Here is a 25344-nt window from a genome sequence, read left to right as displayed (position 1 = left end):
GGTTAAGGTATATTTGAAAAATAGCGGTTTGTCTCTTCTTTGTAAAACGGAGAGAGCGTTGGGTTGACGGATTTTAAAATTTCGACCTGTTGACGACGCAATTTTAAGTACTCTTCGAAGTTAGGGGAATTTGATGGATTTCTGCTCTTGGCCGTCTTAGATTCTCGATTAGGATCTAATTCCTGCTCTTTCATTGCCTTTTCTGCTTCGAGCAAACGTGTCGTCATTCGCTTTTGCCGTTCAAGCAATTCGGATGACAACCGCTTGTTTACCAGATCTTCTTCGGTCTTCTCCATCTCCCGTTGAATCTCTTTCAACATCTGACCTCCCATCCCCTTCTCTCCTTGCTGCATCTCTTGCGCCGCATTTTGTTGTGCTACCTTCTGCAAAGCTCGGCGAAGTTGCTCTTGTTGCAAAGCTAACTTAGCCAGCTGTTCCGACAACACCCTCCCGTCTTTACCACTACGCATAAGGTCTTGCATTTGTTGGTTTAATTGCTGCTGCATTTCACCTAAACCCGGCATCGGTTGCGACTGACTCTGAATCATTTGCTGACCGGACATCATGGAAGCCATCTGCTGTTGCATTTGCTTGAGCGCGTCGCTTAGCATAAGGGCCAAGTTATTCATGGAGGTCATGGCGTATTGCTGATTGGACATGGACTCGGCGGGACGACGGCGCCGGAGCGCATCAATGCTGGAATCCATGTGATCGTTCATGGCACTCACTTCGCGAGTGACGAACGATTGGATCTGGAAGACGCGTTTGGCCAGGGCCTGCAGACTGTCTTCTACAATTCGGGCATCTTCACGGAGCTTCAACTGCTGTTGGGCTAGCTCGATAAAACGGGGATCGGACTGACGCATGGAGCGAAAGTCTTTCATCAACTGTTCCTGGTCGAACGAAAGATTCACCAAGTTTTCCAGAATCATGCGCAGGTCGTCCATGTTCTCCATTGCCTGCTGTTGGGCCATTGACATCTTCATTTCTGAAAGTTGTTGGCTCAACTGTTGCATTTTCTGGGCGGCATTTTTTTGTGATTGCTGTCCCTTTTGCGACTGATTCTGTTTTAACTGCTGGAGGGCCTTCTGCATCTCCTGACTGGCATCCTGGCGTTGCGATTCCGCTTCCGACATATCTTTGGGCCGCTCCAGTTGCTCGTTGAGCTTGTTCATCTTCTCGAAATCTTCTTTCAATTGCTCAAACTCTTTGTTGAGTTGCTCTTGCTCCTGAGAAAGCTGCTCCTGCGATTTGGGTGATTCTTCGGGGGATTGCTTGTCGTTTTGGTTTCCTTGTTGAGGCGGGTCCTGTTTGTTTTGGTCGCCGGCACGCTGATCATTCTGTTGAGACTCCTTGTTCTGCTGATCTTTATCGCCCGTCTGTTGCTCTCCTTTTTGGTCTTTCGACTCCCCTTCTTTCGCAGAATCTTTATTTTTTTTTGGGTCGGCTTTTTGAGATTTCTCCTGATCGGCCAGGTTTTCCTGCTCCTTCTGCATCTCGTCAACCTTGGCGATGGTTTCCTCGATCTGCTCGTCAAGCTTCAAACGCTTGTATAGTTCTAGCGCGCGATCCAACTCATTCTCCAGATTACGGTCTTTCTTTTCCATCTGCTGCATCATCTTCTGCAGCTCTTGCGGGTCCATGCGTTCCTGCAACATCCGCTGAAGCTCTTCCAGCATCTTTTGCGTTTCGTCATTTTGCAGCTCGCTGAGCAGGTTCTCCAGTTGCTCGGCTTTTTCCTGTACCTCAGGGGACTCGTTCGAAAAGCGATCTTTCTGTTGTTGCAGGGACTGATATTGTTCCTGCATTTGTGCGATCTGTTCTTTTAACTCCTGCTGCCGCTTCATCAGGTCCTCCATCATTTTCTGATCCTGATATGTCAGATTCTTTTTGGAGGCGAGTCGTTCGCGCGTTTCTTTCCATTCACGGTTGAGCTGGCGCGTTTGCGAGAGGATCTGTTGAATATCCTGTTCGGTAGCTTGTGCTTGGTTGGCCAGCTGCTCCTGGATGGCTTCTTTCTGAGGAACCTGAAACTTTTGCACGGGTGTCTTAGAAGACTTCGGTCCGTTTATCCCATCGTTATCGAAAACCTGAACGTAGTATTCGAGCGCCTGGCCGGGCTGCAATTTCAACGCGTCCAGTGCCCAAGAGTAAAAATAGTTCTGACTGGCTTGGTCAGAACGCAAGCCGATGTTGAGCCGCTGATACTTGGTTTCCTGATCGGGCTTTTGTGTATCCAGCACCCGATAAACCAGGTAAAGACCCGTCAGTCCATAGTCGTCCGTGACCTGACCCATCAGACCCAGGTAGGAAAACAGGGTCGTATCGGCTTGCTTTTCCAGCGTAATGGAGGGGAACTGATCAGGCACCACTTCAGCCCGATACGCCAGGCGATCACGGTTGGAACTGTATTCGTTACGCAGCTGGATTTCATAATCTGCAGATTCCAGCAGTGTGCGCGAATAGGAGAACAGCGCCGGCGACATCTGCGTGGCTTCTGCCTTCGACTCGCCTTCAAACTGGAAAACGAGGCTATCCACATGGGCTGCACGAAACACCCAGTTGACACGCGTTCCCGCGGGAATGGTGAAGTTCCCGGTGTTACTGAGGGTTTCGGCCGAACGTTTCAGGTAAGACGGATAGATCAGCTCGGCATCGAACGACGTGATCTCCGGACGGAAGATCATCGGTACGTGATACGACGACGACGAAAACCCAGCGGCTACAAACGAAAAATTCAGGTCGCGCTGCACATTCCGAAATGTGTATTCATATTCATTAGCACTGGTCTTTTCGAGTTTATAACGGCGGTTGTCCGACATCAGAAACACTTGCTCGGGCAGGGCTTCGCCTGTCATTTGCAGCCGCACCGTAAAGTCTTCGTTGCGAAACGCGGTTTGGTCGGCGTTGAGCAGTTGGAATTGAAATGGCGCCTGCGGCAGAAATTCTTGTTTGTAATGGACCAGGCGGGTAGTTCCTTCCGAGAACAGCTGGGGAATGATAAGATAAAGTAAACCCAGCAACAACGTCAGCGGGACGATGTACTTCAGCAACTGAAGATTATCGCGCATGTCGACCGCATCAGGGAAGCGGAAACGCGAGAGGAAGGCACTCTTCTGCTGCAAACTAGCTGTGAGTAACGCATCCTGCTGCTGATCGGCCTGGCGGTACAACTGCACGGTGTTGAGCAGTTTGTCGGCAATATCCGGATAAGCTTTGCCTACCATGACGGCGGCTTTTTCGTCACTCAGGTTCCGATCCAGGTAGATCAGGTGATAAGCCGGAATCGCGATCCAGCGCACCAGCGTATACACGACAAACCCAAGGAACGAGAAAAACAGAATGGCACGTAGCCACGTGGGGAAATGCCCGAGGTACTCTAACCCTACCGTTACCAGATACCCTACCAGCAGAAATCCTACGAAGGTGAGCAAGCCGCGCGTAAGCTCATGGAGAAAAAACTTCTTTTTATAAGAACGAAGCTGGGTGAAAAGAAGCTGGTCTTTCATGTGCAAAAGGAGTAGTGAGTTAACGACCGATTGTGGGCAAGCCCGATGAGCTAAAAACCTGCGCAGCGCAGGGAACCATGAAGTCCTCCCGAAGGATAACCCGATAACGAGGTGAATCGATTATCAGCACTAGGGAAGAAAGACGAGCGATCCTGCTACGATCAGCTTCTTCTTGTTCCCTCTCGAAAAGCAAAAGATAGAGTTCCTCAACGCTTTACGTAAATTAACGAAACACAAAGAGTTGATCAAATGATGATACTAATGCGCCAAGCTTAGACGTATGTACGAAAAAAATGAAAAACCAAGTGTTATAATTCTGCCTGCATGTAGCTGATAATGTGAGCTTTCAGAAACTCTTCCTGCGACAGTAAATCATACCGGGGAAGTTTCTGAACCAAGCGCCAATGGGGCCAGCCTTCTTCGTCGTGGCCTTCCAATTCGTAATACCCTGAGGGGCTCAACACACGGCAAATGGCAATGTGCATCAGGTCTTGCTTCTGCTCCTTTGAAAAGTTTTTGAAGCCTTGACCCAACTCGCGTACACCGATCAGAAACAACACGGCATTGAGGTCGGGCGCTTTACCAAAACGATCCCGAAACCAAGTTACCACCTGCTGCCACTGAAACTCCAGATTATCTACTTCCATGAATAAAATACAAACGGTAATCTCTACTTTAAAGTGTTATGCCGACGATTTAGTTTCGTTGTTGTACCCACATTACTGTCGTGCCTGTGACAGCGAGTTGGTGGCCGGCGAAAACCTAATCTGTCTGACGTGCCGTGCCCTTCTGCCCCAAACCGATTTCCATGAGGAGTCCGGCGAAAACCCGCTGGTACAAAAACTCTGGGGGCGCGTAACCCTGCAGCATGGCATGGCACTCCTGCACTATTCGAAACAAGGCAAAGTACAGCGACTCATCCATCGACTCAAGTACAAAGGTGAGAAAGAAATTGGTACGGCCGTCGGCGAGTGGTACGGACAGATTTTAATAGATGATTTCAAGGATACATTCGACCTGATTGTACCGGTGCCGTTGCATAAGAAACGAGAGCGTTGGCGTGGGTATAACCAGAGTGGGATGTTCGGAGAAGGGCTCGCTCGCACGCTGAACGTTGCGTATGCAGACGACTTGCTGGTGCGGGAAGCAGACCGTAAAACCCAAACGCAAAAAAACAGGCTGGACCGTTGGGTCAATGCGGAAGGAATATACCGGGTTACTGATCCGGCTCGCTTGCGAGGCAAACACGTGCTGTTGGTAGACGATGTCGTTACCACGGGGGCAACCCTCGAAGCAGCGGCGCAACCGTTGGTAGCGGCGGGTGTCGCTTCCCTAAGTGTCGCGGCCATTGCAAATGTATAGAGCATAAAAAAAGCGGATGACTCGTCATCCGCTTTTCTATTGAGCAATATCGTATTTTCGATTAGTAGTTGGTACCGGCGCGGATCATGGCGCAGCGGAAACCGATGGTGGCAGTGCTGGAATCTTCAGCCAGGTAGCGGCGTGTTCCAGGCGAGAGCCAGTAAGCAACGTCTTTCCAGGAACCACCTTTGTAGACGCGTACGTGGTCATCGATCAGCGAATAAGAATCGTCCTTTCCGTAGCCATCGGCTTCGTCCATGTAGCCATCACGACGCAACGGGTTGAAGTCAGAGACTTGTTGGAACGTCAGCGGACGGTATACATCGTACACCCATTCGTTTACGTTACCGGCCATGTTATACAAACCGAAGTCGTTCGGGGGGTAAGCGTAAATCTGATCGGTGATCATAGCACCGTCGTTTAGTTTACCAGCGATACCGGCATAGTCACCACGACCGCGCTTGAAGTTCGCCAGGAAGTTACCCATCTGCTTGCCGTAAGGGTTACGGAGCGCATGGCCATCCCAAGGATAAATACGTTTGTGCGTCTGGTTTTCGTCGCCATACTGCGTACCGATCAACGCCTGTGCAGCGTATTCCCATTCAGCTTCAGAAGGCAGACGATAGGCCGGTAACACAACGCCCGATTCCAGCGGAATACGACCGCCACCTTCCGGAACTTCGATGCCTGCATCTTCGGCTAACTTTTGGTTTACAACGGCCGTACGCCATTTGCAGTAGTCGTTGGCCTGTTCCCAGGTAACTCCTACTACCGGGTAATACCGGAAACCGGGGTAGCGCAAGTAGTGATCTACATAAGGATCGTTGTACGCCAAATCCGACAACCAAACGGTGGTATCCGGCAGGGCCGCCGTGTACACCTCCTCGGCAGAGTCGCGCTGTACATAGAACAGGTATTCCAGCCAGTGGATGTTGGCCACCTCGGTCTGATCCATGTAGAACGTCGGGATGGTTACCGTCCGCTCCAAGTTGTCGCGTGAATAAATAATGTCTTCTTCAGAAGAACCCAGCACTGTACGCCCGCCTTCAATCAGAATCAGGTTAGGCCCTTCGGGCTGCTCCAGGTAATCCTCTACCTGAAATCCTTCGTCGTCGTTGTACGCCAAACCTGTTGCTGTGCTCTCGCCCCCAGGGTTGGTTGCCGTTGGGTGTTGCTTCGAGCAAGCCGATAAAAGGCAAGCCGCCGCCGCAACGGATAACCCGAATTGGGTTGCTCTGGTGATTTTGCTCATATACCTGTTTAATTTGTGCATCTTCCTGGTTAGGGAAAGACTCATAATAATAGAATGCTTACGGATAACGCCGTAATGATCAGAAAATTATAGGGAGTTCGCCCTAATCACTTTGTAAAAGTAAGGTTTTGTTTTCGATCCCGAAAAACGATGTAAGTTCTCGTTTGGAATGTAGAACCCGCCTGAGTTACAGGATGTCAGATCAGGAACTAGTTTCTAAAATTGACACCATCTGATCGAGAATTGTGGCCGCTTTTTCGATCGAATTGACGTGTTGTACTGTCAGGATCAGCCGCTTACTGGTTTCGCGCATGCGGCACGTCTTCGGATGGCGCTGTACGTAATCGAGAATGCGGCCGAACGTTTCAGATTTGTAATACGCTTCCTGATCAGAAGGTAGAAAATACCCTTTCATCACGTTCTCCTTCAATACGAGCTTCTCAAAACCAGCGCGTTCCGCCTTCCAGCGCAGCCGTACGGTGCGGATCAGATCTTCTACTTGGGGCGGAAATGCTCCGAAGCGGTCGGTCATGGACGCTACGAATTTCTCCAGCTCTGCCTCGTTTTTAATGCTGTCAAGTTTTGAATATAAATTGAGCCGTTCGGAGATGCTTGCCACGTAAGACTCTGGAATTATTATTTCCATATCGGTTTCGATAGAACAGTCTGGCACAGGGACTTCCGGCTTCAAGTCGATCTCGTGTTGAAACAAATCCCGGAATTCGCTCTCCTTCAGTTCCTGAATGGCTTCGTCAAGCACTTTGTGATACATCTCAAAGCCCAGGTCGGTAATGAAACCGCTTTGCTCACCGCCCAGCAAATTTCCCGCCCCGCGGATATCCAGATCGCGCATGGCTACCTTGAAGCCATCGCCTAATTCCGAAAATTCTTCCAGGGTTTGCAGCCGCTTGCGGGCATCGGACGTGAGCATGGAAACCGGCGAGGTGACCAGATAGCAAAATGCTTTCCGGTTGGAGCGCCCCACGCGGCCGCGCATCTGGTGCAGGTCCGACAGACCAAAAATGTGCGCGCGGTTAATAATAATGGTATTGGCATTCGGAATGTCCAGACCGGATTCAATAATGTTGGTGGAGACCAGCACGTCGTACTCGCCGTCCATAAACTTCATCATGATCTTTTCAAGCTTGGCCCCCTCCATCTGCCCATGTGCCACTCCGACTTTGGCGTCGGGCACCAACCGAAGAATGATGTTGGCGATCTCGTCGATGTCCTGAATGCGGTTGTGTACGAAGAATACCTGCCCACCCCGCTGCAGTTCAAAACTAATGGCGTCGCGAATGAACTCCTCATTAAAAACGTGAAGCTCGGTCGTGACGGGCTGGCGGTTGGTCGGAGGCGTGGCGATGATCGACAAGTCGCGCGCTCCCATCAGCGAAAACTGAAGCGTCCTGGGAATCGGTGTGGCCGTTAGCGTCAGTACGTCGACGTTGACCCGCATTTCCTTCAGGCGGTCTTTTACCTTCACCCCGAATTTTTGTTCCTCGTCCACGATCAGCAGACCCAGGTCCTTGAACTTTACGTCTTTGCTGACCAGCCGGTGTGTCCCGATCAAGATGTCTACTTTGCCTTCCTCTGTCTTTTTTAACGTTTCCCGGCTTTGCGCCGAGGTCCGGAAACGGTTCAGGTAATCGATGGTGACGGGGAAGCGCTCCAACCGTTCGCTGAACGTCCGAAAATGCTGAAACGCCAGAATGGTGGTCGGCACCAGCACAGCAACCTGCTTGCCGTTCGCTACTGCTTTAAAGGCCGCCCGAATCGCCACTTCGGTCTTCCCGAAACCGACGTCGCCGCACACCAACCGGTCCATCGGGTATGGCTGCTCCATGTCGTTTTTAACATCGGTGGTTGCTTTGGCCTGGTCGGGTGTGTCTTCGTAGATAAAAGACGATTCCAGCTCGGCCTGCAAAAAGCCGTCGGGAGCGTAGTGAATGCCGGGGGCTGCTTTGCGTTTGGCGTACAGTTCGATCAGCTCGCGCGCAATGTCCTTGACTTTCTTTTTTGTCTTGGACTTCTTTTGGTCCCACTCGGCCGAACCCAGTTTGTTGATCTGCGGCGGTCCCCCCTCTTTACCACTGTAACGCGCAATTTTGTGCAGTGCGTGGATGCTCACCAGCAGAAAATCGTCGTCGCGGTACACCAGACGAATGGCTTCCTGCGCTTTGCCATTGACCTCTACTTTTTCCAACCCGGCAAACCGTCCGATGCCGTAGTCAACGTGAGTAACGTAATCGCCAGGTTGCAGGCTTTGCAGTTCTTTGAGGGTAAGCGCCTTGGTTTTGGAGTACCGATCTTTGGTATGATACCGGTGAAAACGATCGAAAATCTGATGGTCGGTATAACAGACGATTTTCTGAAGATCATCGATAAACCCCTGACGCAATGAAATGTTCAGCGGCTGAAACTTCAGATGCGGGTTCAACTCTTCAAAAATAGTCTGGAGTCGCTCCGTCTGTTTCGGCATTTCGGCCGTGATGATGTTGACAAATTCCTGCGCCTGTGTTTCGGCCAGGTTATCGGCCAGCAGTTGGAAATCCTTGTTAAAGGAAGGCTGAGGATGCGCCTCGAACTGAATGACGTCGGCCGCACTTCCTTCACGCGAAAACCGATTTCCGAACTCGATGTGGGGATAAGCCGCCGCATTCTTCGCGAAGCTGGTCGGCGTTTCGTAGAGGTGATCGGGTGGCAACGCTACACCCCGTTCGCCGTTTTTCTCCAGAATCTGGTCAAACACCTGCTGTACTTTCTCGAACGACTGCCCGATGATGTCGAGCGTTAAGTCCCAGTCTTTGTACCAAATTACGCACCCGTCCGGCACGAAGCCGAAAAACGATTCACGGCTTTCGCCGGTAAGTTTGGTTTGCACGTTGGGCGTAATGGCGACCGACTCGCGTTTCTCGACGGACAGTTGCGTGTTGGGATCGAACGTACGGATGCTTTCCACTTCGTCGCCAAACAATTCGATGCGGAACGGTAGATCGCCTGCAAAGGAGTAAACATCGATGATGCCCCCGCGGATGGCGTACTGTCCAGGCTCGTACACAAAATCGGTTCGTTCAAAATCGTAGCTGCTTAACACCTCGTTCAGAAAGTTGGTGTCCAGCTGATCGCCCACCTTGGCCGAGAGCGTATTTTCGGTTAACGCCCGCTTGTTAATCACTTTTTCGGTCAGGGCTTCCGGGTACGTCACGATGTGTGAACCCACCATGCGGTGTTCGTTCAGGTGGTTGAGCACTTCGGCCCGCAGCAGCACGTTCGCGTTGTCCACTTCTTCGAACTGATACGCCCGCTTGTACGACGTCGGGAACATCAGCACAGGACGCTTCGGCAACAGGAACTGGAGGTCGTTCATGAAGTAGGCCGCTTCTTCCCGATCGTGCAATACGTACACAAAGGTGGACGGCCGCAGTTCGAACAACGCCGCCGCCACCACGGCATCGAGGCTGCCGATGAGCCCCTTCAGGTGCAGGTGCGGCGACTTGGACGCGCGCAGCTTTTCAGCCAGCGTTTGAACGAGCGGATCCTGTTTATAAAGCTGTAGAAAATCAGTGACTTGCAAGGGAAATCAGATTAAAGTACGTACAGAAAAACCCACCGAGAGGTTCCGTTGATGTAACGTCAGGAACGGGAAAAAAGGTTAGCTAATGCGACTCCAGTTTGTCGCATCTTTTCGGAGCGAATCGATGTGGTGACGAATGGGCTGGTGCTCGGGCGCACTCAGGTTCGGATCGTCGGCAATGATCTGCTGGGCGTCGTGGCGGGCCTCCTGCAAAATCTTGCCATCCTGTGCGATGTCGGCTACCAGCAGGTTGAGCACGCCGCTTTGTTGCGTGCCGGACAGATCGCCGGGGCCGCGCAGTTTCAGGTCGATGTCGGCAATTTCGAAGCCGTTGTTGGTGCGTTCCATTGTCGCCAGCCGGATCTTTCCTTCTTTGCTGATCTTATAGCCCGTCATCAGAATGCAAAACGACTGCTCAGCCCCCCGCCCTACCCGGCCGCGCAACTGGTGCAATTGCGACAGACCAAATTTTTCAGCGTTTTCGATGATCATGATCGAGGCATTGGGAACGTTCACGCCGACTTCGATAACGGTCGTGGCTACCATAATTTTGGTTTCTCCCTTCACGAAGCGCGCCATCTCGTAATCTTTCTCGCGCGCTTTCATCTTGCCGTGCACAATGCTTAACGGATAATCGGGAAAATAACGACTGACACTTTCGTAGCCATCCATCAAGTCCTTGTAATCCAGCGTCTCCGACTCTTCGATCAGTGGATACACAATGTAGGCCTGCCGTCCCTTTTCAATCTCGTTTTTCAGGAAACCAAAGACCCGCAGGCGGTGCTTGTCGAAGCGGTGAACTGTGCGGATAGGCTTACGGCCCGGCGGCAGCTCGTCTATAACCGACACATCCAGGTCGCCATACACCGTCATGGCCAGGGTGCGCGGAATGGGCGTTGCGGTCATCACCAGTACATGGGGCGGCATCTCCGGGTTTTTGCCCCACAAGCGGGCCCGCTGTGCTACTCCGAAACGGTGCTGTTCGTCGATAACACATAAGCCTAGCTTCGGGAATTCGATCCAGTCTTCGAGCAGAGCATGAGTACCTACCAGGATCTGAATCTGTCCGTTTTGCAGCATTTCGTCCAGGTAAGCCCGCTCGCGTTTGGTGGTGGAGCCCGTCAACTTTCCGATGCCGATCCCTAACGCTTCGGCAAATTCCTTCAATGAGGTATAGTGCTGATCTGCCAGGATCTCCGTCGGGGCCATCATACATGCCTGGTAGCCGCTGCCGATCACGAGCAGCATGCAGATGAACGCCACAATGGTTTTACCACTGCCCACGTCGCCCTGCAACAGACGATTCATTTGCCGCCCCGACTTAAAATCCTGAAAGATTTCGCGGATCACGCGCTTTTGCGCATTGGTCAGATCAAAAGGCAAATGGTCGTTGTAAAAACGGGTGATCAATTCCACGTTGCTGCAGATGTAGCCCCGAAACGTTTCCTTCTGAACGGAGTGCTGGCGCAGCAACCGCAACTGCACGTAGAACAGCTCTTCGTATTTCAGACGAAACCGCGCCCTTTGTAACAAATCTTCGCGTTCCGGAAAGTGGATGTTCATCATGGCTTCGGCCTTGGACATCAGCCGGTATTTGTCAATCAGATGATGCGGCAGCGTCTCGGGGATCTTGTCTTTTGCCAGTTCGATCAGCGTCCGCATGATGCGCCCTAACGCCCGGCTGTCAAGGAAGCGGCGCTTCATCGTCTCGGTCGTATGGTACACTGGCTGTAGAAATCCGGCCGTAGGTTGCGCTTCAGCGAGGAGTTCCAGTTCCGGATGAGCGATGCTAAACTTTCCCTGAAACGAAGAGGCTTTTCCAAACACGACGTATTCATGCTGGAGTTTCAGACGCGACTGTACCCATTTGATGCCCTGAAACCAAACCAGTTCCAGCTCGCCGGTCTGGTCGCGCAGGCGAGCCATCAGGCGTTTTTTGGGCCCCTCCCCGATCAGCTCTTTGTAGACTAAATGGCCTTTCACCTGCACATACGGCAAGTCGTCGGTCAGATCGCCAATGTCGTAAAACCGGCTGCGGTCTTCGTAACGAAACGGGTAGTGTTGGATCAGGTCACCGTAGGTGAACAGCTCTAGTTCCTTGTTAAGCGTAGCGGCTTTTTGCGGCCCAACCCCACGGAGGTATTCTAACTTGGTATTAAAAAAACCGGGATGCATACCCAAAAATAGCGCTACTCAGTCCAATGAAGGGTGTTGAGCATGTGCACAATGTCGCTTTTGATAAAATCGATGACAGGGGCCAGCGAATCGTTCTTTGACGCTACCTGGAAGTAAAGCGCGCCTCGGAGGAAATGCTCGGTACTGTCGGTGGTGTAAAACTGAAATTGGCTGGGTACTTCGCCGCTGAGTTCAAACACGTAGGCCGGCTGGCCGGCAGCGGTTTGCAGCACCGCCTCGTCGATGGCCGAGGCGCGGATCTGGTGTTTGGCCGTGAGGCGCCGCGCGTCTTCGGTCAGTTCGACCAGTTGGTTTTTGGGCTGTTCGAGCGACTTGTACGTTACGGAAATACGGGCCCCGAAATCCGGGTAGACGATGTCGATCCAATGCGGCTCGGAAAGGCCCGTAGTGTCTTTGGTAGCGTAGGCGTATTTCGAAAACTCGAAGGTATAGGGATGTCCCGTTTCGAGCGGTTGAAACGCTGGCGCTGGCAGATCGATTCGATTAAATCCCTTGGGCTTCGGGGTATATTCCTGGCTGCAGGAAAACAAAAACAGCCCCCCCACCAGCAGCCCCAGGCTACACGATTTTTTTAGAAACATCACTTTCGGTAATGTGGACTTTAACACGCTTGATGCGTTTGGCATTGACAGAGACGATCTGGAAAACAAAGTTTTCGTACTTGATGGTTTCACCGGCACGCGGAAGTTTCGCACTAAGTTCCAGCAATAGCCCGCCCAGCGATTCACTTTCTCCTTTTACTTCTTCGAACAGAAGCGGATCGACGTCCACCACTTTACAGAAATCGTTCAGCGACGTCTTTCCCTCAAACACGTACGTCTGGTTGTCCAGCCTTGTAAAGATGACGTCCTCGTCGTCGTCAAACTCGTCGTTGATTTCGCCGACGATTTCTTCGATGATGTCTTCCAGCGTGACCAACCCACTCGTTCCTCCGTATTCGTCGACCACAATAGCCATGTGCACGCGCCGTTCCTGAAAGTCGCGTAACAGGTCGTCGATCTTCTTGTTTTCCGGCACGAAGTAACACGTTCTTAACAGCTTTTGCCACTCGAAGTGTTCATCTTCTTCAATATACGCCAGCATGTCTTTGGTGTACAGCACGCCCTCGATGCGGTCGATGGTTTCGCGGTAAATCGGAATGCGCGAGTAGCCCGACTTGTTCACCTTGTCCAGCAACTGATGGTAATCGAATTCAATGTCGAAGGCCGTGATGTCCATCCGTGAACGCATGATCTGCCGGACCGAAATCGTACCGAAGTTGACAATCCCCTTCAGAATATCGCGCTCTTCGGAGGTCGTATCTTCATCGGAAGCAATGTCGAGGGCATGGTTCAACTCATCCACCGACAGGGTGTAGCCCTTCCGTTCGATGTTTCGTTCAATGAAGTTGCCCATGTGAATGAGGACATACGAGAGCGGATAGAAGAACGTATCGGCGGCGCTGATGAACCCGACCACCTGGCGGGCAAACGTGAGGTTGTTCTGCACGGCCATGACTTTGGGCGTCACTTCGCCAAAGAAGACAATCAGGAACGTGATGATCAGCGAAAGTACGAAGAGGGCTGTTTCGGGCTGGTCATCGCCAAAATAAGCCAACATCATGTAAGTCGACAAGGTGACAAACCCGATGTTGATAAAGTTGTTGAAAATCAGGATGGTGGCCAGTAACCGCTTGGGGTGATGCAGCAATTCGGCGATACGCTGTTCGCGGGGTGTGCCGGTTTGCAAACGTACCACCTCTTCAGTCGGTAAGGAGAAAAATGCCACTTCAGCGCCGGAAATGAGCGCGGAGAGAACAAGAAGAATGAGAAGGATAACGCCGCCAACGGTGTAAAACACCCAGGTTACCAATAGCAACGCTCCAATGCCCTGGCCGAGCCCAAATAACCCGCCAGGGTCTAAACTACTACCTTCCAAAATTTATATAAGCTGGTTCAACATATTAAAACGGCAGTTCGTCATCGTCGCCATCGCTCGACATCGCCGGAGGAACGGGCTCCTCCCGCCGCTGCGGGGGCACTGGCGTGGCACTTGACGACGGGGCTCCGTTGTAGTCGGACGAGCCTCCCGAACTGCCCGAGCCTCCGCCCAGCATCGTCAAGTTGGTGACGCGCACACGGGTGGTCGACCGACTAACGCCGTCTTTGTCCTGCCACGATTCCGTACGCAACTTTCCTTCTACATAGATGGTGTTTCCCTTCTTGAGGTACTGTTCGGCAATACGGGCTAGTCCGTCCCACAGCTCAAGCCGGTGCCATTCGGTCTGGGTGATGCGTTCACCGTTTTTACTGGTGTAGCTTTCTGAAGTGGCAATGTTAAAATTAGCTACCGTAGAGCCACTTTCCAGATGCCGGATCTCTGGGTCGGAGCCTAGATTGCCAATCAGAATCACTTTGTTAACACCACTGGCCATAGCGTCTTGTTTAATTGGTAAGTAGGGTGATGAGAGTAATGTAACCTAAAAATGCGTCTCTTTCAAGTACTTATCGATCAGCACAGGCAAAGGATAAGCCGTTAGTTCGTCTGCGGCTATCTTTCTTAATCCAGGCGCATTTTTCTCTACCAGCCGCTCGATCAGCGAGCCGGAAGCCACAAAAGTATGAAAGCGCGCGTATATTTTCTGGTGAGACAGAATATGTACATATTGTTTCGAGAGGCTTTCTTCCGTTCCTTCTTTTCGCAGGCTGCTGATTAAGGGATCGTTCAAGAGCGCGCTTTCCATTACCACTTCGTTTTCTCCCTCCACCAAGTAAAAATCAAATAAGCCCTTCCAGATATCGTTGGAAGTCCGGGGCTTCAGCCATACGTCGCCTTCTTCACTTCGCAACACGACGTAGTGAAAGTACCGGGGGCGAACTTTGGTTTTTTTCTGCTTGACCGGAAGCTGGGCCTGGCGGCCTGTTGCAAAGGCGACACACTCCAGTTGAAACGGACAAAACATACATTTGGGCGAGACGGGAACACATTGCATCGCCCCGAATTCCATCATGGCCTGGTTAAAGGTAGCGCTCTGGTCAGCGGGTAACAGCGACTGGGCTAGCGCAAAGAACGTTGCATATGCCTTGGGCGAAGCGATATCGGTCTCTTCACCAAAGTAGCGAGCCAATACGCGGTACACATTGCCGTCGACTACCGCCACCGGCTCCTCGAACGCGAAAGAAGCAATGGCCGCCGCCGTATACTTCCCAACGCCCCTCAACTGAAGGAGCTGTTGGTAGGTGTCCGGAAACTTTCCGTTGAGTTCTGTAGCGATATATTGAGCTGTGTAGTGCAGGTTCCGGGCACGTGTGTAGTAGCCTAGCCCCTGCCAGAGTCGAAGTACCTGTTGCTCATCGGCTTTGGCCAAGGCGAACACATCCGGGAATGTTTCAATGAACTTCAGGTAGTAGTCCTGTCCCTGCACTACGCGTGTTTGTTGTAAAATAATTTCAGAAAGCCAGATATAGTAAGGATTACGAGTGTTTCGCCAGGGTAATGGGCGTGCATGACGGCGGTACCAAGCCATTAACCGCTCTGCGAATGGATGCGTCATAGTGAAGGGGAATGTAAGGAAAATACTATTGCTTTTGTTTTGGGTTAAATGTTGTTATAAATTTGTATTCCACTAACAGGCAAACATATACAAATTGTTATGAGGTGATAGAAAAACTGGAGCTAACTTTTCCTAATTAAAAAAACACAACTAAATTTGTTGATCATGAGCCTAGGGAGGATACGATCATGAACGTTTTATATTAATTAACCAAGACCATAATTAACGTGACCAAAGCAGAAGTAATCAACGAAATCGCCGACAAGACCGGCGTTGACAAGGTCGATGTGCAAGTTGCCATCGAGGCGTTTTTCACAGTTGTGAAAAACTCTATGGCCGAAGGCGAAAACGTATATGTGCGCGGTTTCGGCAGCTTTGTTAACAAGAAACGCGCTCGAAAAGTGGCACGGAACATTTCCAAAAATACAGCCATCATTATCGACGAGCATTTCATTCCAAGTTTCAAGCCATCTAAAATTTTCATCGAAAAAATTAAAGATAGCGACAAGCTGAATACAAAAGAAAAGCCCGAGTTAGTGCGCGTCTAACCAAATCGGTACGTACCTTTGACCTGTTTATCTGGAGTTAACTTTCAGATAAACAGGTTTTTCTATTTAGTATGCGTAAGGAAATAATCATCATCAGTATAGTAGCGGTAGTAGGGGTACTTGTGTTGTTGGTACTACCCCGCGTAGTTGTAAATAACCAGGAAACGCCTTCGCAGACCGCCCAGGTTCCGACCGAGTCCGACACCCACGATCACGACGAAGAAGACGGTGCCGTAGCGGGACCGCACGCGTTCGAAGCCGACGAAGTTACCATGACGCGTCTGGCCCACCTGCGTACGAATTATTTAACTGAAACAAATACCCAAAAAAAAATTATCTTTGCGGACTCTTTATCGAAGCTGTTCGCACAATTGAACCGTTTTGATAGTGCAGCGGTTTACCAGGAGCGTTTGGCGGAGCTCGATCCGACAGATACGAATCTGATTGCAGCCGCTGATTGGTACAGTGAAGCGTTCAACTTGTCGACGGAACCCGCCCATGCGGAGCCGCTGAACCAGAAAGCACAGTCAATTTACCGACGGGTGCTGGAACGGAGTCCGGACAATCTGGATGTGAAAGCCAAGCTGGCAATGACCTACATGTCGAGCAATACGCCGATGGAGGGCATTCTGATGTTGCGTGGCATTCTGGAGCAAGATCCCGAAAACCAGACGGCCCTTTATAATTTAGGGGTGTTGGCTTTGCAGACCCGGCAGTACGATCGGGCGATCGAACGCTTCCAAAAACTTATAGAAATAAACCCGCAGCACATGCAGGGTTATTTTTATTTAGGTGTGAGCCACAAAGAGTTGGGGCATCGGAAGGAAGCCCGGCTGTATTTTGAAAAAGTTAAAGAGCTGAGCGCAGACCCCGCTGTACAATCTACGGTTGAGGATTATCTGCGCGAACTCAGCTAAGTATATGTTTCACTTTATTAAATCTTTTTAGAATATGCCTTGCGGAAAAAAGAGAAAAAGACACAAGATTGCCACGCACAAGCGTAAGAAGCGCCTTCGTAAGAACCGCCATAAGAAGAAATAAATCCGGCTGGGCGGGTGCATTATGCGCCCGCTCGCGGGATTTTTGAATTTTCAGTTTCTCGTTATGGTGAATGAATAACGAACTGGCAATAAGTTCTACCCCGAAAGGAGATCGCATTGCTTTAGTACAGGACAAACGGCTGGTGGAGTTTCACTTCGACCAGCACGACGAAAAATTCACCGTCGGCGATATTTATCTGGGCACTGTCCGTAAAGTATCCCAGGGGTTAAATGCCGCTTTTGTAGATGTCGGTTACGAGAAAGACGCTTTTCTGCATTATCACGACTTAGGACCTCAGGTTCGGTCTTTGCTGAAGTACGTAAAGACTACACAGTCGCAGAAAGGAAACGCACCGCGCGTAGAGCAAATGTCGCTCGAGTCAGACATCGACAAACTGGGCAAAATCACCCAAGTGCTGAATCGCAATCAGCAAATTCTGGTTCAGGTCATCAAAGAACCGATTTCCACAAAAGGCCCGCGCCTCTCTTGCGAAATTTCGCTGGCGGGCCGCTATCTGGTCCTGGTCCCTTTTTCTAATACCATCAGCGTCTCGAAGAAGGTTACCAGCAAAGAAGAAAGGCAACGCCTGCAACGTCTCATCTCCTCCATCAAGCCCGCTAATTTTGGAGTCATTATTCGGACGGTTGCAGAAGGGAAAGAGGTAGCAGAACTTGATCGAGACCTGAGGAACCTCCTGAAAAAATGGGAAGATGGGTTCCAAAAGCTCCAGAAGGCAAAGCCCCGAGATAAAGTCATCGGTGAAATGGGACGGGCTTCCTCCCTCCTGCGCGATTTGTTGAATGAAAGTTTCGACAACATTACGGTCGACAGTCGCGAAATCTACGAGGAGGTTAAGGAATACATCCGGACCATTGCCCCTGATAAAGAAAAAATTGTCCGCCTACACAATTCGTCCCGAAACAAACTTTTTGAAGTCAACGGGATCGAAAAGCAAATACGCACCCTTTTTGGGAAGACCGTTAGCCTGCCGAGTGGTGGGTATCTGGTCATAGAACATACTGAAGCGCTTCACGTCATAGACGTTAACAGCGGCAACAGCGGAAACCGACCCCATTCGGAAGATCAAGAGTCGACCGCACTGCGGGTGAATTCCGAAGCAGTAAAAGAAGTTGCGCGCCAATTACGTCTGCGCGATATCGGAGGAATCATCGTGATCGATTTTATCGATCAGAAGAAAACCGAGAACCGTCGCAAAATATATGACGAAATGAGGCAGGAGATGAAAGAAGACCGCTCGCGTCATACGGTCTTGCCTCTGTCCAAGTTTGGGATCATGCAGATTACGCGCCAGCGGGTTCGCCCTGAGATGAACGTGGTGACACGCGAAACGTGTCCTACCTGCGGAGGCTCAGGAACAATCTCAGCAAGCATTGCTGTGGCAGATCAGATTGAGAACAATCTGGACTTCATACTGAATAAACAGAATGAGAAAAAGGTTACCATCTCGGTACATCCTTTCTTGCATTCTTATTTTACCAAGGGCTTTATCTCCAAGCGATTGCATTGGATGTTCCATTACGGAACCTGGATTAACGTACAGCCCGATAGTTCGTTAGGCATCACAGATTATAAGTTCTTTAATCGGAACGGTGAAGCCATCGAAGCCAACTAATGAAAAGCCCCGGTCTTGCCGGGGCTTTTTGCGTTAAAACTTGATGCCGACTTCAATACCGATAAAGTCGTTTTTCAAGGTTACATCGTTAAAAGCAGGTGCGTTGCGAAGCGCGTTGACCAGTCCGCGATTGTAAGTGAGGCCGGCAAATCCTGTGGTGTTTTGCCCCATGAGCAGCTCTGCCCCTATCGTCATCAGCAATCCGATATCGTAGGGTTTAAATACCTTGTCTCCCAGGCGGTCGCCTTCACGCCGACGCTCGTTGATCTTAATATCGGTAGTTTCGCCAATCACAAAATACATGCGTGTATCGGTGGCAATTTCGTTCGTGAACAGCTTGATCGCTGCCGGAAGTTGCAGGTATTGTAGACCGTATACTGCTTGGAGAGACGCCCCCGAAGACGGTACCTGCGAGAGTCCTACCCGACGCGGGGTGAACCACAAACCGGTTGAAAACGCGTATTGATCGGCAAAGAAAAAGTCAAGCACGGGACCTGCACTAAAGCGCAATCCACTTCCATCGTTTTCGACAGGACTGTTTGCCGTTTCGGAAGCATTAACACGATTGAAGGAAACTCCCGGCGCGACCCGGAGGCTGACTTTGACGTTAGATTGTGCGTAAAGAGAGCATGTAAGCAATAGAGCAAGAAAGGTGAAAAGAACTTTTTTCATATAGATTAATTTGGCGAGTTATCTCGTTGATAAGCTGTTAGTTAACAATAAAATGAAGAAAGCGATTGTCGCACTTGTGCTTTTGTGTGGCCTTGCAAGTTGCACAAAAGAGCAAGAATGCATCAACTCTCCCGATGTCTCGTCTATCAATGTCGATTTAGAGGTCGTACGGATGGATCAAATGCTGTTTGAGACGCAATCTAAAGACGACATCACCGCACTGTTGAACGCTCATCCCTTGTTTACGGAAAAATTTCTGAATCGTTCGCAACTGCCCCACGACTCAATTTTAGTGAATCAGCTGTACGCCTTAGTGCATGATTCTCATATGGATACGCTTTTTCAGCAAACATCGCGCTATTATGAAGAGATAGACGATGTAAGAAATGACCTGGAAGACGCACTGCAGCACGTAAAGTACTACTATCCGGATTTCGTGATTCCGAAGGTTTATACCATTGTATCGGGATTTGGGACCGACCTTTTTGCAACCGATAGTCTGATAGTAGTTGGACTGGAGTACTTCATGGGAGATGACCCTGATTTGTACAAGCCGGCAGGTCTGCCGGAATATATGCAACGGCGTTATCAGAAAAACACGCTGGTACCCATGGTGCTGACGCTGATCTCGGAGAAATACAACCAGGCCGATCGGTTGGATAACTCATTGATCTCGGAGATGACCTATTACGGGAAAGCCTATTATTTTACGAAGCAGATGTTACCCTGTACGCCTGATAGCCTCATCATCGGGTACACAAGCGAGGAGATGCGCACCGTGGAGTCGTATCAAAAAAGCATCTGGGCCCACTTTGTAGACAAGCAGCTCCTCTACGAAACCAATCACTTCGAAGTCACACGTTATGTGGGGGAACGCCCGTTTGTGGGAGAAATCAGCCGTAGCTGCCCGGGACGGGTGGGACGCTGGGTCGGATGGGAGATTGTCCGGAAGTACATGGAGGAGACCGACACGACTTTACCAGAATTGATGGCGATGACCGACGGGAAAAAGCTACTGGAACAATCGCGTTACCGTCCCCGAGAGTAATCTTCGTAGGCACTTTCGATCGTAGTAACCAGCCGGGACATCAATTGGGCAGTATCGAACTCGGTCTCAGCCAGCTGACGCGCGTTGCTTTGCTGACTCGCCAGCAAAGCGGGGTTTTCCAGATAAGGCAGAAGCTGGACCGCAAAGGCGGCAGGGTCGTGCGGTGGGGCGTAAAAGCCGCACTGATGTTGGGTGACTAGCTCGTAGAGCCAGCCGCGGAAGTTCAGAATGCATAACTTGCCTGCGGCCAGGGCATCAAAAAATTTATTGGGACAGCCAGTCTCCAGTATTGGGCGATCGATGAACGAGATGTAGCACGCATCGGTTTCAGCAAGCAATTGCCGCACGCCCACTTTATCGGTGTAAGAAAAGAAGGTAACGTTAGGAAGCGAAGTTGCCATTTGTTTCAGCCGCCCTAGTTCCGATCCTTCAGCCGCAATCCAAAAACGTACCTGTGCCAGTGGGGCGGCTTGCCGAAGAAAATAGGCAGCGGCATTTAGTAAGAACTCCAGATGGTTTGCTTTTCCGGCGGCTCCGAAATAACCGATAGTAAAAGGGCGTGTGCCAGAAACTACCGGCATGAAAAAGTCGCAATCCGCCACATTTGGAATTACGACAGGCTCTATTCCCTGTGCTTTTCGCCGAATGGCTTGTGCGATCCCTGGGGTATAGGCAATGACGCGAAGAGCCTGTTGGTAAATATGCCTTTCTATACCGAGAGCAACTTTTTGCAACAGGGGGTTTTTTAGATAGCCTAACTGAATGGGAGCATCCGGCCACAAATCTCCTACTTCCACCAAGAAAGGCGTGCCCCGCCAGCGTTTGAGCAAGAACCCGACGAGCGGTACCGAAAGAGGGGTGGTTACCGTGTACAGAACATCAAAATCGTGCCGCGCCGCGAGCGCTTTGGCTGCCTGAAATACAAAACGGAAGAAGGCCTTCCCGCGTCGGATTAGCCCGTAACGTTGCTGATAGTCGGTAGGGAAATAGTGGATGGAGCAAGCACCATGCTCCTTTTGCTGATACCGCAACTCCTGATGAGCTGTGTACACCTCTACATGATGCCCACGGTCGGCGAGTGCTTGCGCTAAGTACCAAGTCCGAATCCCCCCTCCTTGTGAGGGGACCCGAAAATGCTGATGCACCAAGGCAATTCTCATATGATTCCCCCGGCGCCGTGTTTTTCGTAATAGCGGCAGAAATGCGTAAGGGGACACACTTCACACTTCGGACGACGTGCCAGGCAAGTATAACGTCCGTGCAGAATGAGCCAGTGGTGAGCAACTGCTACGTACGTTTCCGGAATGTGACGCATCAACTGTTTCTCCACTTCCAGCGGAGTTTTCAGCTTTTGATCTACTAAACCAAGGCGCTTCGAGACACGAAACACGTGCGTATCGACCGCCATTTTGGGTTGGTTATAGATAACGGAAGCAATAACATTGGCCGTTTTTCGCCCTACGCCCGGTAGCTTTTGCAGCAGGGCAGCATCTTCAGGTACTTCTCCTCCAAATTCTTCTGTCAGCATCTTGGCCATGCCGAGCAAATGACGCGTCTTGTTATTGGGATAAGAAATACTGCGCAGAAAGGGTTGTAGCTCTTCGAAGTGACTGTTGGCGAGATCGTAAGGTGTCGGAAAGCGATCGAAAAGCGCAGGGGTGGTCAGGTTAACCCGTTTGTCTGTGCACTGCGCACTGAGAATCACCGCGACCAAAAGCTGATACGGATTCTCGTACGTCAGCTCAGTCTCGGCAACGGGCTGATGTTCCGAAAAATAATCAATAAATAGGCGATACCGCTCTGTACGACGCATAAGAAAACTGGGGCCGATTGTGGACTCGGCCCTTTTCTTACAAAGATAGCGGACTTCAGAAAAGAAGGAACCTAATCGACGGGGTGATACGTACGGCGTCGTGCGTACTTCATGATGTTATCGACCACCCGCTGTGGCGGTTCTAAGGTGATGTTGTGGAGCTGGCCGATCAGTTCCTTGTTTTGTCGATAGAACTGATACAAGGCTTCATCGCTGGCCAGCGCCGATTCGATCAGCTGGCTTTCTTGAGCGTTGGTTTCTCCATACAAATAACGGAGAATGTCATCGTGGGTAAAAGTTTGGGTCATAGGCTGCATTGCTCTTACGCATTTTTTTCCTGAGGTTAATGAGCGCGTATCTCATCCGCCCGAGAGCGGTGTTGATGCTAACCCCGGTGGCGTCGGCAATTTCCTGGAAACTCATCTTCGCATAATGCCGCATGATCAGCACTTCTTTTTGCGGCTCAGGGAGCGTCTGAATTAACTTGCGCAGATGGGCGTGTGTTTCCTTCTTTATTTGCAGCGATTCGAAAGAGTCTTCGGCGAAGTCAATGGTGTTGAACACGTTACTACCGTCTTCCAACACGATGGTCGGATATCGCTTCGACTTGCGAAAATGATCGATCGCAAGGTTGTGCGCTACCCGTACTACCCACGGCAGAAACTTTCCTTCTTCGTTGTAGCGACCGCCCTGGATCGTATCTACTACCTTAATAAAGGTTTCCTGAAGGAGATCTTCTGCCACGTAATGATCTTTGACGATCAAATAGATGGTAGTAAAGATCTTGGCTTTGTGCCTACGTACTAGTTCTTCAAATGCTGCTTCATCACCGTTCCGGTAAAGTGATACGAGCTTAGCATCGCTCAGATCAACACTTCTCATTTGATTTTACATTTAGGTAACGTAGAGCTTTAAGCCATATTGTATTGTTTAAAGTGAAGCGATTAAAATGAAAGGTAATTCTGTTTTTAACTATCAAACTTACTAAAATTGTCCCACTCTGCGCAATAGCTAACCGATAGGGCACCACTAAAATGGGCAAAAATAATGTAAGAAAAGTGAGCTTGGCGTATCACTTACTATTCGGTGCTGATTCGGATAGTAAGCCATAGCCGCAACAACTATGCCTAAGGCAAATGCAATGACCGTTCTATATACTAGACGCTGAAGATGAGGTAAACGCTGCCTGCTGTAAAAAATTTTTTTACAGCAGGCATATTTTTTACTCAGCCCTGAGCCGAGATGCCTTCCACTTCACACAGAACCCGAACCGCATTGCTGATCCCTTCCGGGTCAAAACCGCACTCACGATGTAACTCCAGTTGCTCTCCGTGCTCTACGATACGATCAGGAATGCCCAACCGGCGGACCGAGGCTTGGTAGCCATGCTCTGCCATAAATTCTAGGATGGCACTACCGAAGCCGCCCATCAGGCAACCGTCCTCTACAGTGACGATCTTGCTGAATTTACGGAAAACTTCGTGCAGCAGATCTTCATCCAGCGGCTTCACGAAACGCAGGTCGTAATGCGCAGGATGGAGCTCCTCTTCTGCCAATTGCGCGCAAGCTTCTACGGCGTAGTTACCGATGTGCCCGATGGTCAGGATCGCTACTTCTTCGCCTTCTTTCACCAATCGACCCTTTCCGACTATGACTTCTTCCATGGGGGTACGCCAGTTCGGCATCACGCCCTGGCCGCGAGGATAGCGAATGCAGAAAGCGCCTTCCTGGCGAGGAAGCTGCGCCGTAAACATCAAATTGCGCAACTCGGCCTCATTCATCGGTGCCGCTATAATCATATTGGGAATGCAGCGCATGTAAGCCAGGTCGTAAGCACCATGATGAGTCGGTCCATCAGCCCCGGCAAACCCTGCACGATCCAGGAAAAAGTTGACCGGAAGATTTTGGATGCATACGTCATGAATTACCTGATCGTATGCGCGTTGCATAAACGTGGAATAAATGTTACAAAACGGAATGAGCCCCTGAGTAGCCAATCCCGCTGAGAACGTTACGGCATGTTGCTCGGCGATGCCGACATCGAACGTGCGGTCGGGCAGTTCGCGCATCATAATGTTCATGGAACAGCCCGAAGGCATGGCTGGCGTAATGCCCATAATTTTCTCGTTCTGGCGGGCCAGTTCCAGCAACGTATGTCCGAAAACATCCTGGTACTTAGGAGGTTGCGGAGTGTCGTATACTTTCTTATGGATTTCGCCAGTGATCTTATCGAACTTGCCGGGAGCGTGCCATTTGGTTTGATCCTTCTCAGCCAAAGAGTAGCCTTTTCCCTTTACGGTAACGCAGTGCAGAATCTTGGGACCGGGAATTTTTTTCAGATCGTTCAGAACGTTGACTAAATGATCGATGTCGTGACCATCAACCGGCCCGAAATAACGAAGGTTAAGCGCTTCAAATAAATTACTCTGCTTCAGGAGAAGCGACTTAAGACTTGTCTCTACCTTCGACGCGATTTCGCGGGCACTGCGGCCAAATTTGCTGAACTTACCCAGGAGGGTCCATACATCGTCACGTACTTTGTTATACGTCTGCGATGTGGTGATGTCGGTCAGATACTCCTTCAAGGCCCCTACATTGGGATCGATCGACATGCAGTTGTCGTTCAGCACAATCAACAGGTTGGCGTTCGAAAGGCCACCGGCGTGGTTCATCGCTTCGAAGGCCATGCCGCCCGTCAGGGCTCCGTCGCCGATCACGGCAATGTGCTGCCGGTCGTTCATCCCCAGGTAATCAGATGCCACCGCCATGCCCACCGCTGCCGAAATGGACGTAGATGAATGGCCTACCCCAAAGGCATCGTATTCGCTTTCCTTGCGTTTCGGAAAGCCCGAAATGCCGCCGTAGTACCGGTTGGTATGAAAGCGTTCCCGCCGTCCGGTGAGTATTTTGTGCCCATACGCCTGATGCCCCACGTCCCAAACCAGTTGATCGTTCGGCGTATTGAAGGCGTAATGAAGAGCGACCGTGAGTTCCGTCACGCCCAGACTGGCACCAAAATGCCCTCCGTAGACCGACACGTTATCGATGATGAACTGCCGAAGCTCATGACAGACTTGCAACAACTGTGTTTTATCAAGTTGGCGCAGATCGGCAGGGGAATTGATTTGCGCCAATAGGGGGCCGGGCTTTATCAGCATAAG

Annotated in this window: 20 protein-coding genes; 5 read left to right on the top strand and 15 right to left on the bottom strand. The window is 50.7% G+C overall.

Translation table 11 applies throughout. The features are described 5' to 3' along the window. Window positions 1-2 precede the first annotated feature (2 nt). Both BLR44_RS10125 and BLR44_RS10120 read right to left on the bottom strand, forming a co-directional pair. On the bottom strand, window positions 3-3509 hold the full coding sequence (locus BLR44_RS10125; RefSeq protein WP_089681582.1) for a DUF4175 family protein: 3507 nt from the start codon (window positions 3507-3509) through the stop codon (window positions 3-5). A 308-nt stretch (window positions 3510-3817) separates the two neighbouring features. Further along, entirely contained in the window at window positions 3818-4156 is a 339-nt protein-coding gene (locus BLR44_RS10120; RefSeq protein ID WP_089681581.1) for a hypothetical protein, read from the bottom strand. On the opposite strand from BLR44_RS10120, the gene BLR44_RS10115 reads away from it, so the two are divergent. Beyond that, window positions 4155-4871 (top strand): ComF family protein, encoded by a 717-nt coding sequence (locus tag BLR44_RS10115; protein ID WP_089681580.1) that lies wholly within the window; start codon window positions 4155-4157, stop codon window positions 4869-4871. The two genes, BLR44_RS10120 and BLR44_RS10115, sit on opposite strands and share 2 nt — an antisense overlap. Before the next feature lie 61 nt (window positions 4872-4932). Here BLR44_RS10115 and gldJ read toward each other — a convergent pair whose 3' ends face one another. From gldJ to mutY, 7 genes are all read right to left on the bottom strand, one after another. Beyond that, window positions 4933-6123: a gliding motility lipoprotein GldJ gene (gene gldJ, locus BLR44_RS10110; protein ID WP_089681579.1), complete on the bottom strand. Its 1191-nt coding sequence runs from the start codon at window positions 6121-6123 to the stop codon at window positions 4933-4935. Window positions 6124-6325: 202 nt separating this feature from the next. Continuing rightward, a complete protein-coding gene (mfd, locus tag BLR44_RS10105) occupies window positions 6326-9700 on the bottom strand; it encodes a transcription-repair coupling factor (protein WP_089681578.1) in 3375 nt (1124 codons plus the stop codon). 78 nt (window positions 9701-9778) lie between these two features. Beyond that, window positions 9779-11875: an ATP-dependent DNA helicase RecG gene (gene recG, locus BLR44_RS10100; protein WP_089681577.1), complete on the bottom strand. Its 2097-nt coding sequence runs from the start codon at window positions 11873-11875 to the stop codon at window positions 9779-9781. A 14-nt stretch (window positions 11876-11889) separates the two neighbouring features. Beyond that, a complete protein-coding gene (gene gldD, locus BLR44_RS10095; protein WP_089681576.1) occupies window positions 11890-12477 on the bottom strand; it encodes a gliding motility lipoprotein GldD in 588 nt (195 codons plus the stop codon). Further along, complete coding sequence (gene gldE, locus BLR44_RS10090; RefSeq protein ID WP_245706024.1) at window positions 12455-13735, bottom strand: gliding motility-associated protein GldE; 1281 nt, start codon at window positions 13733-13735, stop codon at window positions 12455-12457. Before gldE ends, gldD begins: the two co-directional genes overlap by 23 nt. A 103-nt stretch (window positions 13736-13838) precedes the next feature. Then, complete coding sequence (locus tag BLR44_RS10085) at window positions 13839-14309, bottom strand: single-stranded DNA-binding protein (protein ID WP_089681574.1); 471 nt, start codon at window positions 14307-14309, stop codon at window positions 13839-13841. 45 nt (window positions 14310-14354) lie between these two features. Further along, entirely contained in the window at window positions 14355-15428 is a 1074-nt protein-coding gene (mutY, locus tag BLR44_RS10080) for an A/G-specific adenine glycosylase (RefSeq protein ID WP_089681573.1), read from the bottom strand. 227 nt (window positions 15429-15655) lie between these two features. Between mutY and BLR44_RS10075 the strand changes: the two genes are divergently transcribed. From BLR44_RS10075 to BLR44_RS10065, 3 genes are all read left to right on the top strand, one after another. Beyond that, entirely contained in the window at window positions 15656-15976 is a 321-nt protein-coding gene (locus BLR44_RS10075) for an HU family DNA-binding protein (protein WP_089681572.1), read from the top strand. A gap of 71 nt (window positions 15977-16047) precedes the next feature. Continuing rightward, on the top strand, window positions 16048-16893 hold the full coding sequence (locus BLR44_RS10070; protein WP_089681571.1) for a tetratricopeptide repeat protein: 846 nt from the start codon (window positions 16048-16050) through the stop codon (window positions 16891-16893). A 194-nt stretch (window positions 16894-17087) separates the two neighbouring features. Continuing rightward, the gene (locus tag BLR44_RS10065) at window positions 17088-18650 is read left to right on the top strand and encodes an Rne/Rng family ribonuclease (protein WP_089681570.1); all 1563 of its coding nucleotides are present in this window, start codon (window positions 17088-17090) and stop codon (window positions 18648-18650) included. A gap of 33 nt (window positions 18651-18683) precedes the next feature. Here BLR44_RS10065 and BLR44_RS10060 read toward each other — a convergent pair whose 3' ends face one another. After that, complete coding sequence (locus tag BLR44_RS10060) at window positions 18684-19322, bottom strand: porin family protein (RefSeq protein WP_089681569.1); 639 nt, start codon at window positions 19320-19322, stop codon at window positions 18684-18686. 52 nt (window positions 19323-19374) lie between these two features. Between BLR44_RS10060 and gldB the strand changes: the two genes are divergently transcribed. Beyond that, on the top strand, window positions 19375-20370 hold the full coding sequence (gene gldB, locus BLR44_RS10055) for a gliding motility lipoprotein GldB (protein WP_143017221.1): 996 nt from the start codon (window positions 19375-19377) through the stop codon (window positions 20368-20370). Here the strand turns inward: gldB and BLR44_RS10050 are convergent. The 5 genes from BLR44_RS10050 to dxs form a co-directional block, all read right to left on the bottom strand. Then, window positions 20352-21530, bottom strand: a complete 1179-nt coding sequence (locus tag BLR44_RS10050) for a glycosyltransferase family 4 protein (RefSeq protein ID WP_089681567.1) — start codon at window positions 21528-21530, stop codon at window positions 20352-20354. The genes gldB and BLR44_RS10050 overlap by 19 nt on opposite strands. Next, a complete protein-coding gene (gene nth, locus BLR44_RS10045) occupies window positions 21527-22183 on the bottom strand; it encodes an endonuclease III (protein ID WP_089681566.1) in 657 nt (218 codons plus the stop codon). The genes BLR44_RS10050 and nth overlap by 4 nt, the downstream gene beginning before the upstream one ends. A gap of 71 nt (window positions 22184-22254) precedes the next feature. Beyond that, complete coding sequence (locus BLR44_RS10040; RefSeq protein ID WP_089681565.1) at window positions 22255-22491, bottom strand: anti-sigma factor family protein; 237 nt, start codon at window positions 22489-22491, stop codon at window positions 22255-22257. Then, the gene (locus tag BLR44_RS10035) at window positions 22466-23065 is read right to left on the bottom strand and encodes an RNA polymerase sigma factor (protein ID WP_089681564.1); all 600 of its coding nucleotides are present in this window, start codon (window positions 23063-23065) and stop codon (window positions 22466-22468) included. The genes BLR44_RS10040 and BLR44_RS10035 overlap by 26 nt, the downstream gene beginning before the upstream one ends. A 344-nt stretch (window positions 23066-23409) precedes the next feature. Then, complete coding sequence (gene dxs / locus BLR44_RS10030; protein ID WP_089681563.1) at window positions 23410-25341, bottom strand: 1-deoxy-D-xylulose-5-phosphate synthase; 1932 nt, start codon at window positions 25339-25341, stop codon at window positions 23410-23412. Between the last annotated feature and the right edge of the window lie 3 nt (window positions 25342-25344).

It is taken from the genome of Catalinimonas alkaloidigena, from assembly GCF_900100765.1.
In the GTDB taxonomy this organism is placed as follows: domain Bacteria; phylum Bacteroidota; class Bacteroidia; order Cytophagales; family Flexibacteraceae; genus Mooreia; species Mooreia alkaloidigena.
The sequence above is the reverse complement of the archived record's forward strand: the minus strand, read 5'-3'. Positions and strand labels throughout refer to the sequence as shown.